This window comes from Streptomyces sp. SP18BB07, assembly GCF_036322545.1.
Taxonomy (GTDB): Bacteria; Actinomycetota; Actinomycetes; order Streptomycetales; family Streptomycetaceae; genus Streptomyces; species Streptomyces deccanensis.
The window spans coordinates 75,856-91,377 of the sequence record NZ_JAQYWT010000302.1; the positions used below are offsets into that span (position 1 = coordinate 75,856).

The 15,522-nt window shown below is 73.2% G+C and carries 16 protein-coding genes; 7 read left to right on the forward strand and 9 right to left on the reverse strand.

Annotated elements, in window-relative coordinates:
- Window positions 1-46 precede the first annotated feature (46 nt).
- Both PUR53_RS19115 and PUR53_RS19120 read right to left on the reverse strand, forming a co-directional pair.
- Entirely contained in the window at window positions 47-1,339 is a 1,293-nt protein-coding gene (locus PUR53_RS19115) for an ABC transporter substrate-binding protein (protein ID WP_329900436.1), read from the reverse strand.
- Complete coding sequence (locus tag PUR53_RS19120; RefSeq protein WP_443080326.1) at window positions 1,314-1,886, reverse strand: hypothetical protein; 573 nt, start codon at window positions 1,884-1,886, stop codon at window positions 1,314-1,316. The genes PUR53_RS19115 and PUR53_RS19120 overlap by 26 nt, the downstream gene beginning before the upstream one ends.
- A gap of 132 nt (window positions 1,887-2,018) precedes the next feature.
- On the opposite strand from PUR53_RS19120, the gene PUR53_RS19125 reads away from it, so the two are divergent.
- From PUR53_RS19125 to PUR53_RS19135, 3 genes are read left to right on the forward strand one after another with little or no spacing between them, the layout of a single operon-like run.
- Entirely contained in the window at window positions 2,019-2,507 is a 489-nt protein-coding gene (locus tag PUR53_RS19125) for a hypothetical protein (protein WP_329909038.1), read from the forward strand.
- Window positions 2,507-5,434, forward strand: coding sequence for an ABC transporter permease subunit (locus PUR53_RS19130; RefSeq protein WP_329909019.1), 2,928 nt, complete (start codon window positions 2,507-2,509; stop codon window positions 5,432-5,434). The genes PUR53_RS19125 and PUR53_RS19130 overlap by 1 nt, the downstream gene beginning before the upstream one ends.
- A complete protein-coding gene (locus PUR53_RS19135; protein WP_329909020.1) occupies window positions 5,431-6,081 on the forward strand; it encodes an ATP-binding cassette domain-containing protein in 651 nt (216 codons plus the stop codon). The genes PUR53_RS19130 and PUR53_RS19135 overlap by 4 nt, the downstream gene beginning before the upstream one ends.
- Before the next feature lie 40 nt (window positions 6,082-6,121).
- On the opposite strand, the gene PUR53_RS19140 is transcribed toward PUR53_RS19135, so the two are convergent.
- A complete protein-coding gene (locus tag PUR53_RS19140) occupies window positions 6,122-6,802 on the reverse strand; it encodes a LysM peptidoglycan-binding domain-containing protein (RefSeq protein ID WP_329909021.1) in 681 nt (226 codons plus the stop codon).
- A 535-nt stretch (window positions 6,803-7,337) separates the two neighbouring features.
- Between PUR53_RS19140 and PUR53_RS19145 the strand changes: the two genes are divergently transcribed.
- Window positions 7,338-8,108 (forward strand): hypothetical protein, encoded by a 771-nt coding sequence (locus tag PUR53_RS19145; RefSeq protein WP_329900442.1) that lies wholly within the window; start codon window positions 7,338-7,340, stop codon window positions 8,106-8,108.
- Between the two features lie 226 nt (window positions 8,109-8,334).
- Complete coding sequence (locus PUR53_RS19150; protein ID WP_329900443.1) at window positions 8,335-8,703, forward strand: hypothetical protein; 369 nt, start codon at window positions 8,335-8,337, stop codon at window positions 8,701-8,703.
- Between the two features lie 87 nt (window positions 8,704-8,790).
- On the opposite strand, the gene der is transcribed toward PUR53_RS19150, so the two are convergent.
- The 5 genes from der to aroH form a co-directional block, all read right to left on the reverse strand.
- Entirely contained in the window at window positions 8,791-10,251 is a 1,461-nt protein-coding gene (gene der, locus PUR53_RS19155; RefSeq protein WP_329900444.1) for a ribosome biogenesis GTPase Der, read from the reverse strand.
- A gap of 109 nt (window positions 10,252-10,360) precedes the next feature.
- Entirely contained in the window at window positions 10,361-11,062 is a 702-nt protein-coding gene (locus tag PUR53_RS19160) for a lysophospholipid acyltransferase family protein (protein WP_329909022.1), read from the reverse strand.
- 50 nt (window positions 11,063-11,112) lie between these two features.
- A complete protein-coding gene (cmk, locus tag PUR53_RS19165) occupies window positions 11,113-11,790 on the reverse strand; it encodes a (d)CMP kinase (RefSeq protein WP_239753092.1) in 678 nt (225 codons plus the stop codon).
- A gap of 118 nt (window positions 11,791-11,908) precedes the next feature.
- Window positions 11,909-12,994: a prephenate dehydrogenase gene (locus PUR53_RS19170; RefSeq protein ID WP_329900446.1), complete on the reverse strand. Its 1,086-nt coding sequence runs from the start codon at window positions 12,992-12,994 to the stop codon at window positions 11,909-11,911.
- Window positions 12,991-13,359, reverse strand: a complete 369-nt coding sequence (gene aroH / locus PUR53_RS19175) for a chorismate mutase (protein WP_319236270.1) — start codon at window positions 13,357-13,359, stop codon at window positions 12,991-12,993. The genes PUR53_RS19170 and aroH overlap by 4 nt, the downstream gene beginning before the upstream one ends.
- 188 nt (window positions 13,360-13,547) lie before the next feature.
- On the opposite strand from aroH, the gene PUR53_RS19180 reads away from it, so the two are divergent.
- The gene (locus PUR53_RS19180) at window positions 13,548-13,988 is read left to right on the forward strand and encodes a Rieske (2Fe-2S) protein (RefSeq protein WP_329909023.1); all 441 of its coding nucleotides are present in this window, start codon (window positions 13,548-13,550) and stop codon (window positions 13,986-13,988) included.
- Window positions 13,989-14,010: 22 nt separating this feature from the next.
- Window positions 14,011-14,844, forward strand: coding sequence for a nucleotidyltransferase domain-containing protein (locus PUR53_RS19185; RefSeq protein ID WP_329909024.1), 834 nt, complete (start codon window positions 14,011-14,013; stop codon window positions 14,842-14,844).
- On the opposite strand, the gene PUR53_RS19190 is transcribed toward PUR53_RS19185, so the two are convergent.
- Window positions 14,761-15,522 (reverse strand): nucleotidyltransferase domain-containing protein, encoded by a 762-nt coding sequence (locus tag PUR53_RS19190; protein WP_329909039.1) that lies wholly within the window; start codon window positions 15,520-15,522, stop codon window positions 14,761-14,763. The two genes, PUR53_RS19185 and PUR53_RS19190, sit on opposite strands and share 84 nt — an antisense overlap.

Genomic DNA, 15,522 nt, shown 5'->3' on the forward strand with positions numbered 1-15,522 from the left:
GTGTGATCGATAGCCGGACGAGGCAACCTGTTCACCTCGAAACGCATCAGGGTCTGTACGGCAGTTGAGGAACGTCGAAGCAGGTGTCGTTCATGTCGCCCTGACTCACCCACCCCTTCCCGTCCCGCCACCGGGCCACCGACACACAGGTCCGGCGCGTGGCCGGCGGCTCGGCGAGCCGCTCGAAGCGGACGGGGACGAGCAGTCCGTCGGCGCTGTAGGGCTCGTCGCGGTTCATGAACCGGTCGACGCACGCGCGGGTGACGCCCTCCGCGCTCCCCGCGCACGATCTCGCCGCGTCCGTGAACCACATCGCGGCCGCCCAGCCCTCCAACTGCCACTGGGAGTGCGTCTTCAGGCCCTTCGTCGCGTCCCGGAACTCCCGTACGGCCGCGTCGCCGACGTCCGCGTGGTTGCGGCTGGAGCCGGTGGCCCACAGGGCGTTGCGGCAGCGCGGGGCGTCCGCGTAGTCCTCGGCGACCGTGGAGGTCCAGTTCTGGACGTTGGTGACCTTGGCGGTGACGTCGGCGCCCACGTCGTCCATCGCCTCGCAGAGGCGGGCGTTGCCGTGGCCGTCGATGGCGTCGAAGACCAGGTCGGCGCCCTGCTCCTTGAGGTCGGCGGCGGCCGCGCGGAAGTTGGGCAGCGCGAAGTCGACCTGCTCGGTGACCACTTCGTACCCCTCGGCCCGCAACCCCTGGACCAGCAGGCGGGCGTACGCGGCCGACGCCGACTGGTTGTACGAGACCACGGCGGCGGTCCGGGCACCGTGCTCGCGCTTGAAGTAGCGGTAGACCTCGGTGCCGCCGTACTGCTTCCCGTCCCAGCCGGTCGTGCCGTCCCGGGGCGCGAGGCTGCCGTAGACGCTGTAGAGATACGGGTACGTGTCGTACGCCGGCCCGATGGGCTGGCCCCCGATGTCGGGCACGCGCGCGCGTGCGACCCGGGCGGCGCCCGCGTAGTCGAGGGCGGTGGTGGCGACCAGCGCCACCACGCCGTCCTCCTCGACGAGCCGGTGCACGCACTCGTTGTTGCCGACACCGCTGCCGCCGTCGTCGCACTCCCGCACCTCGACACGGCGGCCGTCGACGCCGCCGCGCGCGTTGAGCGCGGCGAAGTAGGCCTTCGCGCCGTCGCGCGGACCGGTGAACGCGGCGCCGCCGACCGGGCTGGTGACACTGGTGATGATCCCGACGCGCAACGGCTCACGGTTCGACGGGGCGGGCGTGGCGCTCCCCCGCTCGAAGTCGCTCTCCGGGAGCCGGCTGCCGCAGGCCGTGGCCAGCAGGAGCAGCAGGCCCGCGGCGGCCGTCTCAGCAGCCCGGGCCCGGAGTCGCATTGCCGCTCAGCGCGACCAGCCCGCACAGGGTCTTCACGGACACCTTCCAGGTGCCGTCCTGTTCGACGGCCGTGCCCGCCGCGTCCGGCAGTGCCGTGGCGCCCTCCAGCAGCAGGGTGTACGTGACATCGGCGCCGGTCGCCGAGGTGAACTCGATCTTCCGGACCTCCGCCTCGACCTGCCCGCCGCGCTCGTCACCGCTGAACGCCGCGAGGACGGGGCCCATCTCGTCGCCGTTCTCCAGGACGGCCTGTTTCTCCTCGGTGGAGGTGGCCGGGTCGAAGAACGCCTTCCAGTTCTTCTTGATCTCCTGCTCGGCCGCCGCCGTGTCCGCGGGCGCGCTCGTGGTCTCCTCGGCGGGTTCGCTCGTCGTCCGCTCCACGGAGGGGGTGGGCGGAGGGCTGTCGCCGCCGCCACCGCTGTCGTCGCTGCACGCCGCGAGGGCCGGGGCGAGGAGGAGGACCAGGGCGGCCGCCATGGCCGTGCCCCGTCCCGCCGCCCCGGACCTGCGTCCGTTCGCCCGCCTGAGGTCGCTCCCGAGAACCATCTGGCTCACCACCGGGTGTCGGACCGGGCGGCATGCGCCCGGTTCTTTCAGGGTCAGCTTGCAGAAGGCATAGTGCAAGCCATCGGCTGCGATGGACAGACACACGACGTGTGGGAGCCCCGGATGCCCCGGATGCGGACAGCCCGACTACAGACCGCGCACCCCGTCCTCTGGGCCGGCTGGGCCGCGCTCGCCGGCGGCGCGGTGCTGTGCGTCGTCGGCTGGTACGGCGTCTCCGGCGAACGCTTCGCCGAACGGCAACTCCCCTACCTGGCCTCCTGCACGGTCCCCGGCGCCGCGCTGATCGTCGCGGGCGCGGTCCTCCTGGCCCACGGCCGGAACGCCCTGGCCGCCTCGCGGGTCGAGGAGTTGTACGGCCTCCTGGTCGCCGCCGAGCCCGCCGACGACGACGCGTCCGCGCGGGAGCCGCTCGGGCCCCTCGCCACCAGCGGCACCCTGCTGATGGTGCCCGGCGGCACCCTCTGGCACCGCGCCGACTGCCCGCTGGTGGCCGGCAAGACGGAAGCGGTGCCGGTGGACTCCCGGGTCCTGACGAGCGGCGAACTGCGGCCGTGCCCGATCTGTGAAGCGCCCTCCCGGGACGACTCCCCGGAGAACTGATGGCGTCGCTGACGTACGACCTCACGCTGGCCGGCCTGTCGGTCGGCAGCGCGGCGGCCCTCACCGGGATCGGTCTGATCGTGACCTACCGGGCGACCGGTGTGCTCAACTTCGCGCACGGGGCGATCGCCGTGGTGTGCGCGTATCTGCTGCGCCAGTTCACCGTGGAGTGGGGGTGGCCCCTCTGGGCGGGGGCGGTGGTGACCCTGCTGGTCGTGGCCCCCTCGATCGGCCTGGTCCTGGAGCGCTTCGTCTTCCGCCCGCTCGCCGTGCTCGGCGGTGACCCGGCGCAGACCCTCGTCGCCTCCATCGGCGTCTTCGTCCTCCTCGTCGGCGGGACCACACTGCTGTGGGGCCAGGGCGCACGGGACGACGCGCCAACGCTGTTCTCCGCCGACCCGTGGGGCCCGTTGGCGGTGGCCGTCGCCGTCACGGCGGCCGTGGGCGCGGTCACGCGCTGGACGCGCTTCGGCCGGGAGCTGCGCGCCGTCGTCGACGACCGCTCCCTCGCCGTGCTCGGCGGCATCGACGCGGACCGGGTCGCCGCCGCCGGCTGGGCCTTCGGCTCCTTCACGGCCGGCCTGACGGGCGTCCTGCTGGCGCCGTACGTACGGCTCGACCCGTACGGGATGCCGCTGCTGGTGATGGAGGTGGTGGCCGTGGCGGTCGCCGCCCGGATGCGGAGCCTGCCGGTGGCGGTGCTGGTGGCGCTGGGCGTCGCGGTCGCGCAGAGCCAGCTCACCCGGCTGCATCCGTCGGGCTGGGCGGAACCGTTGCTCCAGGCCGTGGGCGCCAACCTGTTCGTGGTCGCCCTCCTCGTGGCGGCGCTGGTCCTGCCGGGTGTGGGCGACCGCGACGCGCTGCCCCGCCCGGCGACCGCGCGGGCCGGCACACCCGGCGGGGCGTGGATCGTGGCCCTGCTGCTGTTCCTGATCCCGCTGGGCTTCGCGGGCCAGGACCTGCACACGGCCGTCCAGGTGCCGGCGCTCGGCGTGATCCTGCTCTCCCTGGTGGTGGTGACGGGCCGAGGCGGCCAGATCTCCCTGGGTCAGGCGGCCTACGCGGGTCTGGGCGCCCTGTTCACGGCCCTCCTGACAGCGGGCCGCTTCCCGTTCCTGCCCGGCCTCCCCGCGCCGGCCGCCCTGCTGGTGGCCGTCCTTCTGGTGGCTCCCCTCGGCCTGCTCACCGGCTGGCCCGCCATCAGCCGCCAGGGCTTGGCGCTGGCGCTGGCCACGTTCGCCGTGGGTGTCGGCGTGAGCCGGTTCGTCTTCGCCCAGCCGTACGCGACCTCGGGCCTCACCCTCTCCCGGCCCCCGGGCTTCGAGGGCGACCGCGCGTACTACGTCCTGGAGTTGGGTCTGCTGTGCCTGGCGCTCCTGGCCACCCACGCCCTGCGCCGGGGCCGCACGGGCAGAGCGCTCGCCGCCGTGCGGGACCACGAGTTGGGGGCGTCGGCGGCGGGCGTTCGCGTCCCGTCGCTCAAGCTCTCGGCGTTCGTCACGGGCGCCGCCCTCGCCGCGCTCGGCGGCGGCATGCTCGCGATGGGTGTCCGCGCCTTCGACCCGGCCGCCTACGACCCCGTCCGCAGCCTCCTCTGGTTCGCCGCGATCGTCGTCCTCGGCGCCGACAACTCCCTCGGCGCCCTCGCGGCGGCCGCCCTGCTGGTGGGCCTGGACGCGGGCACCGAGGCCGGCGTGGCCACCGCGGTCATCGGCGTCCTGGCGGCCCTGGTCGGCCGCTTCCCCGACGGCCCGTACGAGGCGGCGCGGAGGGGCTTCGCCCGCCTGCGACCGGGGCTGGAGCCAGGTGGACGACGCGAGCTGACGTGGACCGGGGTACGCGCTCGGGAACGGCTGCGGTCGGGCGCGCCGGCAGCCGGGGTGGGGCGGAGGGGACCGGTGAGCAAGGCAGCCGCGAGAGCCGAGACGGGCAGGCACGGGACGGTGGACAGCGGGGCAGCCGAAGCCGGAACGGGCACGCGCGAGACGGCGAAGGGGCGACAGGGGGCGAGCCAGCCCGGTTGGACACGAACTGTGGGTCGCGACAAGGCCACGTCCGGGGCCCCGCGCCAGCCACTCGGGCCCGACGCCGACACCAGCACCAGCCGTCCGCCCGAAGGCCGCGTCGGCGCCTCCACTCCTCGTACCGCCCCCGATCCGGTAGGCCCCGCCCAGGCCGCCCGCACCCCCATCGGCGCCGCCCCGGCTCCCTCCCCTTCTCCCGCCCCCTCCCTACGCGCCCGTCGGCTCCGGCTCCGCTACGGCGAGTTCGCCGCGCTCGACGGTGTCGACCTCGACGTCCTCCCGGGACGGGTCAGCGCGGTCGTGGGTCCCAACGGCGCCGGGAAGAGCACCCTCTTCCACTGTCTCGCCGGAACGCTGCGGCCGGACACCGGGCAGGTGCGCCTCGGCGGGCGCGACATCACCCGGCTGTCGGCACACGCCCGTACCCGGCTCGGCATCGCACGGACGTTCCAACAGCTGGCGGTCTTCCCGTCATTGAGCGTGGCGGACAACGTACGCGTGGGCGCCGAGCAGGGACGGATCGCCGACCCCCGGGCCGTGGAGCGGGCCCTGCGGCTGTTCGGGCTGGACGGGGCGGTACGGACCGCACCGGCAGCCGGGCTGCCTACCGGCACGCTGCGGCGGGTCGAACTGGCGCGGGCGCTCGCCGGCAGCCCCCGCGTACTGCTGCTCGACGAGCCCGCCGCCGGCCTCGACTCGGCCGAGGTGGCCGCCCTCGCCCGCGTGTTGCGCGCCCTCGCCGACGACGGCACGGCCCTGCTCGTCGTCGAGCACGACCTCGACCTCGTCGCGGAACTCGCGGACGTCGTCCATGTCATGGCGGCGGGCCGGATCGTCACCTCCGGCCCCGCCGACCGCGTCCTCGACCCGCTGGGCCCCCTCGCCCCGGAGGCCGGCCGATGACGCTCATCTCCCTGCGCCGCGCCCGTGTCCGCTACGGCCCCCTGGAGGCCCTGCACGGCCTCACCCTGGCCGCCCCCGGCCCCGGCCTCACCGTGCTGCTGGGCCGCAACGGCTCCGGCCGTACGACCTCGCTGCGGGCCCTCGCCGGCACGGTCCCGCTCTCCGGGGGTGCCGTGGTGTGGGACGGGGCCGACATCACCGGGACGCCCGCGTACGAGCGCGCCCGGCGGGGCCTGGTCCTCGTACCGGAACGACGAGCCGTCTTCGGCACGCTCACCGTGCGCGAGAACCTCGAACTCGCCGCACCCGACGCGCCCGGGCTCGCCCGCGCCCTGGACGCCTACCCGGCGCTCGAACCCCTGCTCCCCCGCCGTGCGGGCACCCTCTCGGGCGGCGAGCAGCGGATGCTCGCCCTCACCCGGGCCCTGTCGGCACGGGCGCGTGTCGTGCTCGTCGACGAACCCGCCCAGGGCTTGTCACCCGCGGTCGCGGCCCGCACGTACGAGCTGCTGGGCGGCCTCGACGCCTGCGTGGTCGTCGCCGAGCAGCGCCTGCCGCCGGGACTGGGCGCGGTACCGGGCGTCCTCGTCCACGAACTCCGGCGCGGGGCACTGACGTTCGCCGGGGAGGCGGCCGAACTCGCCTGACCGGCCGGCCGACAGGGCTGAGCGGGTCAGAGCCCAGAGGTCAGAGGTCGAGCCGCTGCCCCGGGACGATCAGATTCGGGTCGCCGCCGATCACGTCCCTGTTGGCGGCGTAGACCTGCCGCCAGGTGGTCCCGTGCCGGGCGGCGATGCCGCTCAGGGAGTCGCCCTGCCGGACGGTGTAGTCGCCGCGGGACGCGCTGCGGTCGGGGTGACCGGCGGAGCGCGACGGCGCCTTCGAGGGTGCCTTCGAGGGGTTCGCGGGGGCCGACTTGGCGGACTTCCCGGCCCCGGTGGACGCGTCCGCCCCGGCGGGGGCCGAACCCGCGGCGGGCGCTGCGGGCGCGCTGCCGGACGCTCCGGCGCGGCCGGAACAGGTGGGCCACGCGCCCCAGCCCTGGGCGCGCTGGACCTTCGTGGCGATCGCGATCTGCTGGGCCTTGGAGGCCTTGTCGGCGGTGGCCGCGTAGGCGGTGCCGCCGTAGGCACGCCAGGTGGAGGCGGCGAACTGCAGGCCGCCGTAGTAGCCGTTGCCGGTGTTGATGTGCCAGTTGCCGCCGCTCTCGCACTTGGCGATGCGGTCCCACACTCCGCTGTCGGCAGCCGAGGCGCTGCCGCCGACGGCCAGGAGTCCGAGCGGGGCGAGCAGTACCGCCCCGGCGAGAACCGCCGTCGTACGCGTCTTCCGGGCGTTGCCGCGCGTGGTATCAGCACAGTCGGACATGAAGATCCCTCTCCACGGACCCGGGGTCCCCCCGAGCGGGGCGCTTCCCGCGCACGGGCGCGGGTGTCGCGCTCCGCCCCGTCCGCCGGAGGTGGTGCTGCGCGCTGTCTGGCTCTGCGCGACCGGTGGACGTACCCGAGCGGTGCTCGTTGCACACGGCCGGGAATGTAGGGAGGTTGACGGGTTGTCAGCAAGGAATCGCCTGTCCTGCGAGGCCAGTTCACTGTTACCCGGAGTAGCGACCAATTCCGGCCACTCATTTCATTCCCTGATTTCCTGATATGTCGGCTCGCGACCTCGACGGCCTGTGACCCACTTCACCGGACCAACTTCGCCGGACCCTCGGGAAGTTGGCGCGGAGTAACCGATTCCGCCCAGGGATTCACCCTGCGCTGTGGTTGGTTCGATTCCGTTCGTCCTCGGGCGTGACTCCGGCCACAGATCGCCCGTTGTCTTCTGCATGGGCCGGAACCTCCGCGCTCATGGGCCGGGCGCCACCCGGCACCGACACGCACCGCATCCCGAGGAGCCACCCGTGCCGCGCATGCTCGAGGTCAGCGACGAGGTACGCGCCGAGATCGGCGACGAAGAAGCCGACCGGCTGCTCGCCGGAGAGAACGCCCCCGGCGGCTACGACTGCACGTCGTGCCGCACCCCCGGCGACTCCGAGCAGGAGCGCACCAGCACCGTCCTCTTCGTCGGCGACGAGACAGCCGTACTCGCCTTCGCCCACGCCACCTGTCTGCCCTCCCAGGTCGTCCAGGTCACCGAGGAGCAGCTGCAGGGCGCCGCCCGTTCCATCGCCGGGGACAGCCAGCCCCAGGCCGCGCCCGAGCAGGCCGTGCTCGGTGTGACCAGCGGACTGATCCTGCTCAGCGGCGAGTTGCACCCGGCCCTGGTCGTCGAGCCGACCGCCCCCATCGCACGCCCGGGCACGACCGGCGCGGGCGACGACTTCCTACCGCTGCTCATCGAGCAGGGCTTCATGCCGCTCCCCCAGATCGACTCCGTGCCTCCCGTGCTGCACGGCTGGTCCGTGCTGCTCGCCATGGGGCAGCTGCACGCGATCCTGCAGCCGGGTAACTCTGGTGGTTCGCCGGTCGCGTGGTGGCAGGCCCACCAGGCACTCCAGGTCGCCGACGCGTGGCGGGCGGCCGCGAACAAACACCAGCAGGTGCTGATGTTCGCGGCGCCGGTCGGGTCGATCGGGCGTCAGCCGCGGGAGGACCTGCTGCGGGACGCGCTCGACAAGGCGGCAGCGAACGGGAAGTTGGTGGCCGCCACGCTGCCGCTGGCCGGCACCTGATCGCTCCGCTCGGCGAGCCGTGACAACCCGCCGTAGCAATGCGGCTGGTCAGTCGGCTGCGAGTCGTGTGGGGCTTGTCGCGCAGTTCCCCGCGCCCCTTCAGGGCGCTTCCCGGGCCGGAGGCTGAATGGTTGAGGGAGCGCATCCCTTCCGTCGTGGGGTCGTTGGCACAGACGTGCACGCATACGACGTTCCTCGCCGCCAGTCCTATCAGTCGATCCCGTCCATGCGGCCGACTCAGGATCCGTCGGGCGGGCCCTCGGCCACGCCCATCTACGACTCGCTCTACGCGGAGTGGGTCAGGACCTACCGGACCCTGCCGGGCGACCGGCACGGGGAGGAGGAGCTGGGGTTCACGGGTTTCGGGAGCCTGTCGCACGGCTCCGGGGGACAGCGCGCCACCGCGTCGTACACCTCCGGCTCGTACGGCGCCCGGCACGCGGCGGGGCATCTCGCCACCCAGCGCGAGACCCAGCCCGGTCACACGACCACGACGACGGCCGTGTGGCAGCCCGTGGGGCGGATCCCCACCGGGCACACGGGGATGCACCACATCCCGTCCCCGCTGCCCCCGGGGCCACGCCGAGGTCTTTGAAGCGCCGAGGTCTTTGAAGCGGAGCGCAGCACACGAGGAGGCGGCCACCCGGATGTCCGGGTGGCCGCCTCCTCGTGTCTCGCGCGCCTACTTCTTCTTGCCGCGCTTCTCGCGCACCCGCACCGAGATGTGGATCGGGGTGCCGTCGAAGCCGAACTCCTCGCGCAGCCGGCGCTCGATGAAGCGGCGGTAGCCCGCCTCGATGAAGCCGGAGGCGAAGAGGACGAAGCGCGGGGGCTTGGTGCCGGCCTGGGTGCCGAAGAGGATGCGGGGCTGCTTGCCGCCCCGGATCGGGTGCGGGTGGGCGGCGACCAACTCGCCGAGGAAGGCGTTCAGCCGGCCCGTCGGGACGCGGGTCTCCCAGCCGGCGAGGGCCGTCTCGATCGCGGGGACCAGCTTCTCCATGTGGCGGCCGGTGCGTGCCGAGACGTTGACCCGGGGCGCCCAGGCGACCTGACCGAACTCGGTCTCGATCTCCCGCTCCAGGTAGTAGCGGCGCTCCTCGTCGAGGGTGTCCCACTTGTTGTAGGCGATGACCATCGCGCGACCGGCCTCGACGGCCATCGTCACGATGCGCTGGTCCTGCACGGAGATGGACTCGGAGGCGTCGATGAGGATGACCGCCACCTCCGCCTTCTCCACGGCGGCCGCGGTGCGCAGCGAGGCGTAGTAGTCGGCGCCCTGCTGGAGATGGACGCGCTTGCGGATGCCCGCCGTGTCGACGAACTTCCAGGTGACACCGCCGAGTTCGATCAGCTCGTCGACCGGGTCACGGGTGGTGCCCGCGAGCTCGTTGACGACGACGCGCTCCTCGTTCGCCACCTTGTTGAGGAGGGAGGACTTGCCGACGTTCGGGCGGCCGATCAGGGCGATGCGGCGCGGGCCACCGACGGCCGTGCCGAAGCTCTGCGCGGGCGCCTCCGGCAGGGCCTCCAGGACGGCGTCCAGCATGTCGCCGGTGCCACGGCCGTGCAGCGAGGAGACCGGGTGCGGCTCGCCGATGCCGAGGGACCACAGCGCGGTCGCGTCGGCCTCGCCGCTCGGGCCGTCGACCTTGTTGGCGCAGAGCACCACGGGCTTGTTGGCCTTGCGGAGCAGCCGGACGACGGCCTCGTCGGTGTCGGTGACGCCGACCTTGGCGTCCACGACGAAGACGACCGCGTCGGCGGCCTCGATGGCGTACTCGGCCTGGGCGGCGACGGAGGCGTCGATGCCGAGGACGTCCTGCTCCCAGCCGCCGGTGTCGACGACCTTGAAGCGGCGGCCCGCCCACTCGGCCTCGTAGGTGACGCGGTCGCGGGTGACGCCGGGCTTGTCCTCGACGACCGCCTCGCGGCGGCCGATGATGCGGTTCACCAGGGTCGACTTGCCGACGTTCGGGCGGCCGACGACGGCGAGGACGGGCAGCGGGCCGTGACCCGCCTCCTCGATCGCGCCCTCGACGTCCTCGATGTCGAAGCCCTCTTCCGCGGCGAGCTCCATGAACTCCGCGTACTCGGCGTCGCCAAGCTCTCCGTGCTCGTGCTCGGAGGGAAACTGGTCGTTCATGAAGTCCGTACCTCGTAGTTCATCGTGGTGATCGGTGGAGCGCCCGGCCTGTCGAACCGGCTGATCCACTACTCAGTGTCACCCGGCGCCCGATCGGACGCCCGGCGTTTTACCGGCGGCCGGTGAGCCGCCGGGCGTTCTCCAGGTGGGCGCCGAGCTGCTTCTGGATGCGCACGGTCGCCTCGTCCAGTGCCTTGCGGGTCCGCCGCCCGGTGCCGTCGCCCGCCTCGAACGGGTCGCCGAAGACGACGTCGACGCGGGAGCGCAGCGGGGGCAGCCCTCTGATCAACCGTCCGCGCCGCTCGGTGCTTCCCAGTACGGCGACCGGGACGATCGGCGCTCCGCCGCGCACGGCGAAGTAGGAGAGCCCGGCGCGCAGCGAGGCGAAGTCACCCTCGCCCCGGGTGCCCTCCGGGAAGATGCCCAGCACTCCGCCGTTCGCCAGGACGGCCAGCGCCTGGGTGATGGCGGTGCGGTCGGCGGTCGACCGGTCCACCTTGACCTGTCCGATGCCGAGCAGGAAGGGGTCGAGGGGACCGATGAACGCCTCCTTCTTGATCAGGAAGTGCGTCGGGCGGGGTGCCACGCCCATGACCATCGGACCGTCGATGTTGTGGGAGTGGTTGACGGCGAGGATGACCGGTCCGGTCGTGGGGACCCGCCAGGCGCCCAGCACCCGCGGCTTCCAGAGGCCGTACATCAGCCCGACGCCGATACGCCGGCCGACCTCGGCGCCGAGCAGCGAGGGAGCCGTGACCGAGGGAGCCGTGACCGAGGGAGCCGCGGCCGAAGGCGTCCTGGCCGGAGACATCCCGGTCGGGGATGCCCCGGCCGAGGTCGTCCGGTCCGCCGACGCCCCGCTCACTTCCCCGCCCGCTTCTCCTCGACGAGGGTCACCACGCACTCGATGACCTGCTGGAGGGTGAGGTCGGAGGTGTCCACCTCGACCGCGTCGTCCGCCTTGGCGAGCGGGGAGGTCTTGCGGCTGGAGTCCGCCGCGTCCCGCTTGAGGAGCGCCTCGCGGGTCGCCTGCACGTCGGAGCCCTTCAGCTCGCCGCTGCGGCGGGCGGCGCGGGCCTCCGGGGAGGCGGTGAGGAAGATCTTCAGGTCGGCGTCCGGCAGGACGGTCGTGCCGATGTCGCGGCCCTCGACGACGATGCCGTTCTCGGCGCCCGACGCGATGGACCGCTGCAGCTCGGTGATCCGGGCCCGCACCTCGGGGACGGCGCTCACGGCGCTGACCTTGGAGGTGACCTCCTGGGTGCGGATGGGCCCGGCGACGTCCGTGCCGTCGACGGTGATGGTCGGCCCGGACGGGTCGGTCCCCGAGACGATCTCCGGCTTGCCCGCCACGGCGGCGATCGCCGAGGGGTCTTCTATGTCGATGCCGTTGTTGACCATCCACCAGGTGATCGCCCGGTACTGGGCGCCCGTGTCCAGGTAGCTCAGCCCGAGCTGTGCGGCCACGGCCTTCGAGGTGCTCGACTTGCCCGTGCCGGAGGGGCCGTCGATGGCAACGATCACTGTGGCGCGTTCCACTGGGGAGCACCTTTCCTGGTCCGAGGCGGTGGGGCGGGGCGAAAAGCGCCCCGGACAAGGGTACTGGTTGCCCGAAGCCCCTCGGCCCGGCCCTCCGACAGCCCCGTCCGGCCCGCTCCTACTGCCGGATCGCCCAACCCCGCTCCCGCAGGGCCCCCGTCAGCACCACCGCCGCCTTCGGCTCCACCATCAGCTGCACCAGACCGGCCTGCTGCCCGGTGGCGTGCTCGATGCGTACGTCCTCGATGTTGACGCCGGCGGCCCCCGCGTCGGCGAAGATACGGGCCAGCTGGCCCGGCTGGTCGTCGATCAGCACCGCCACCACCTCGTAGCTCCGCGGCGCGGACCCGTGCTTGCCGGGGACGCGGACCTGGCCGGCGTTGCCGCGGCGCAGGACGTCCTCGATGCCGGTGACGCCCTCGTGGCGCTTGGCCTCGTCGGAGGCCTGGAGGGCGCGCAGGGCCTGGACGGTCTCGTCGAGGTCGGCGGAGACGTCGGCGAGGAGGTCGGCGACCGGGCCGGGGTTGGCGGAGAGGATGTCGATCCACATGCCCGGGTCGGAGGCCGCGATCCGGGTCACGTCCCGGATGCCCTGCCCGCACAGCCGGACGGCCGCCTCCTCGGCGTGCTCCAGCCGCGCGGCGACCAGGCTGGAGACGAGGTGCGGCATGTGCGAGACCAGGGCGACGGCCCGGTCGTGGGCGTCCGCGTCCATCACCACCGGCACGGCGCGACAGTGCGAGACCAGCTCCAGGGCGAGGTTCAGGACCTCGGTGTCGGTGTCCCGGGTCGGGGTGAGCACCCAGGGGCGGCCCTCGAAGAGGTCACCGGTCGCGGCCAGCGGCCCCGACTTCTCGCGGCCCGACATGGGGTGGCTGCCGATGTAGGAGGAGAGGTCGAGGCCCAGCGCCTCCAGCTCCCGGCGGGGGCCGCCCTTCACGGACGCCACGTCGAGGTAACCGCGCGCGAGACCCCGGCGCATGGCGTCGGCGAGGGTCGCGGCCACGTGCGCGGGCGGGGCGGCGACGATCGCGAGGTCCACCGGGCCCTCGGGCGCCTCGTCGGTGCCCGCGCCGAGCGCGGCGGCCGTACGGGCCTGCTCGGGGTCGCGGTCGGTGAGGTGGACGATCACCCCGCGCTGGGCGAGAGCGAGGGCGGCGGAGGTGCCGATCAGCCCGGTGCCGATGACGAGTGCGGTTCTCACTGGGCGATGTCCTTGCGGAGCGCGGCCGCGGCGCCCAGGTACACGTGCGCGATCTCGGAGCGCGGCCGGTCGGACTCGATGTGCGCGAGGATCCGTACGACCCGGGGCATGGCGCCCTCGATGTCCAACTCCTGCGCGCAGATCAGGGGTACGTCGGCGAAGCCGGTGCCGAGCTTGCGGGCCGCGGCGGCCGGGAAGTCGCTGTGCAGGTCGGGGGTGGCCGTGAACCAGATGCTGATCAGGTCGTCCGGACCGAGTCCGTTGCGCTCCAGGACCGCGGTGAGCAGCTCGCCCACCTGCTCGTCCATGTGCCCCGCCTCGTCCCGTTCGAGTTGGACGGCGCCCCGGACCGCTCGTACCGCCACGACTCTGCTCCTCGCTGATGTACCCGCCGACTCGTTGCACGACCAGCCTAGTCAGCCCGCCCCCGGCCGGTGCGCGGCGCCCGCCTGCCGAGACGCCCGTGACGCCCAAGACGCCCGTGACATGCGGATAGCGCGTTTTGTGGCACTCTCTCCTAGGTTGGGTTCTTCCGCACGTTCGGAGTGACGACATGACGATGGGTTCGACGCGGCGCACGGTGCTCACGACCGGCGCGGCCGGCACGGCCGCGCTGCTGGTGGGGTGCGGCGGCGGCAACGGCGGCGACTCCGAGGGCGACTCCCCGGAGGAGACCTCCCCCGGGGACGCCGACACGGGCGGTGCCGGTGAGGAGCTGACCGAGACGGCCGACATCCCGGTGGGCGGCGGCAGGATCTTCGAGGAGCAGAAGATCGTCGTGACGCAGCCGCAGGAGGGCGAGTTCAAGGCCTTCTCGGCGGTCTGCACGCACCAGGGCTGCATCGTCAGCAGCGTCTCGGACGAGACGATCGACTGCGCCTGCCACGGCAGCAAGTTCAAGATCACGGATGGTGCGGTGGTGCGGGGCCCGGCCACACGGCCGCTGCCCGAGGAAAAGATCAAGGTCTCGGGAAATTCGATTCAGCTGGCCTGAGGCACCCCGTACGCTCCCGGGCATGCAGCCCCCGCACCCGCACAGCCTGGTCCGCGACCACACCGTCTACGCCTGTGTGATGGGGTCGCGGGCCTTCGGTCTCGCGACGGACGACAGCGACACCGACCTGCGGGGCGTCTTCCTGGCCCCCACTGAGATGTTCTGGCGCTTCGAGAAGCCGCCGACCCATGTGGAGGGCCCGGCGGAGGAGCAGTTCAGCTGGGAGTTGGAGCGCTTCTGCAACCTGGCCCTGCGCGCCAACCCGAACATCCTGGAGTGCCTGCACTCCCCCTTGGTGGAGCACGTCGACGCCACCGGCCGGGAGCTGCTCGCGCTGCGCGGGGCGTTCCTCTCCCGGCAGGCCCACGAGACGTTCGCCCGCTACGCCCTCGGCCAGCGCAAGAGGCTCGACGCGGACGTCCGTACGCACGGCGCCCCGCGCTGGAAGCACGTCATGCATCTCCTCCGCCTCCTGATGAGCTGCCGCGACCTGCTGCGCACCGGCGCGCTCACCGTCGACGTGGGCGACCAGCGCGAGCCCCTGCTGGCGGTGAAGCACGGCGAGGTGGCGTGGGCCCGGGTCGAGTCCTGGATGGCCCGGCTGGCGACGGAGGCCGAGGAGGCGGTGCACCGCAGCCCGCTGCCGCCGGAACCGGACCGCGCCCGGGTCGAGGACTTCCTCGTACGCACCCGGCACGCGTCGGCCCTGCGCGCCCGCCCGGCCCTCGGCACGGGCCCGGACCCCGAGACCGCCCAGGACCCCGGGACCGGCTCAGACCCGCACACCGCCGAGACGGACCCGGACCACGAAATCGTGCAGGGCGTCGTACGCGGTGGGGTTCTCCGGGAGCGCTGACAGCGCCTGCTCCCGCTCCAGCACCTCCTGGAGCCGCTCCATGTCCTGCGCGACGCGCTCCTGGTCGACCTCGGCCTTGCCGTGCTCCAGGGCCGCCTTCGCCGCGACGAGGTCCGGCAGATACCCGGGCGCCTCGTCCACCTGCGGCACCAGCGTGGGCAGATGCGCCTGCACCTCGCCGCTGCGCATGAGGTGGATGCCGGTGAGCAGCACGCGGAACGTGTAGAGCAGCGGCTTGAGTTCGCCGGTCTTCTCGAAGAGCCGCCACTGGGTGATGGCGAAGCCCCGGTAGTGGTGGGCGTGGTGCCGGGTGAGGACCCCGGGGGCCAGCGCGACCAGTTCGCGGTGCGCCTCACCGGTGTGCACGACGAGCGGCGAGAGCAGCTGCTCCAGCACATAGCCGTTGCGGCGCAGCATCAGCCGGGCGAACTTGCGCAGGTCGTGCGTGACGAGGTCCATCTCGACACCGTCCCGGTCCCACATCCGCGACCGGGTCTCCTCCGGCTCGCGCAGCCCGACCAGTTCGGCCGCGGGCAGCAGGTGCACACCGCGCAGGTCCACGTCCGAGTCGCGCGAGGGGAAGCCGTACAGGTGGGCGCCCGAGACGGTCGCGAAAAGGAGCGGGTCGGGCTGTTCGGCCACCACGGGCGCCAGGTCGATGTCGAGGGGGTCGGTCAG

Excerpts from the sequence above, each read along its gene's own strand:
- der (WP_329900444.1), bottom strand. The coding sequence starts at position 10,251 with ATGAACGACCAGTTTCCCTCCGAGCACGAGCACGGAGAGCTTGGCGAC.
- PUR53_RS19140 (WP_329909021.1), bottom strand. The coding sequence starts at position 6,802 with ATGTCCGACTGTGCTGATACCACGCGCGGCAACGCCCGGAAGACGCGT.
- PUR53_RS19125 (WP_329909038.1), top strand. The coding sequence starts at position 2,019 with ATGCGGACAGCCCGACTACAGACCGCGCACCCCGTCCTCTGGGCCGGC.
- PUR53_RS19150 (WP_329900443.1), top strand. The coding sequence starts at position 8,335 with ATGCGGCCGACTCAGGATCCGTCGGGCGGGCCCTCGGCCACGCCCATC.
- PUR53_RS19185 (WP_329909024.1), top strand. The coding sequence starts at position 14,011 with ATGCAGCCCCCGCACCCGCACAGCCTGGTCCGCGACCACACCGTCTAC.
- PUR53_RS19160 (WP_329909022.1), bottom strand. The coding sequence starts at position 11,062 with ATGTCTCCGGCCAGGACGCCTTCGGCCGCGGCTCCCTCGGTCACGGCT.
- PUR53_RS19120 (WP_443080326.1), bottom strand. The coding sequence starts at position 1,886 with ATGGTTCTCGGGAGCGACCTCAGGCGGGCGAACGGACGCAGGTCCGGG.
- PUR53_RS19115 (WP_329900436.1), bottom strand. The coding sequence starts at position 1,339 with ATGCGACTCCGGGCCCGGGCTGCTGAGACGGCCGCCGCGGGCCTGCTG.
- PUR53_RS19135 (WP_329909020.1), top strand. The coding sequence starts at position 5,431 with ATGACGCTCATCTCCCTGCGCCGCGCCCGTGTCCGCTACGGCCCCCTG.
- PUR53_RS19180 (WP_329909023.1), top strand. The coding sequence starts at position 13,548 with ATGACGATGGGTTCGACGCGGCGCACGGTGCTCACGACCGGCGCGGCC.
- PUR53_RS19130 (WP_329909019.1), top strand. The coding sequence starts at position 2,507 with ATGGCGTCGCTGACGTACGACCTCACGCTGGCCGGCCTGTCGGTCGGC.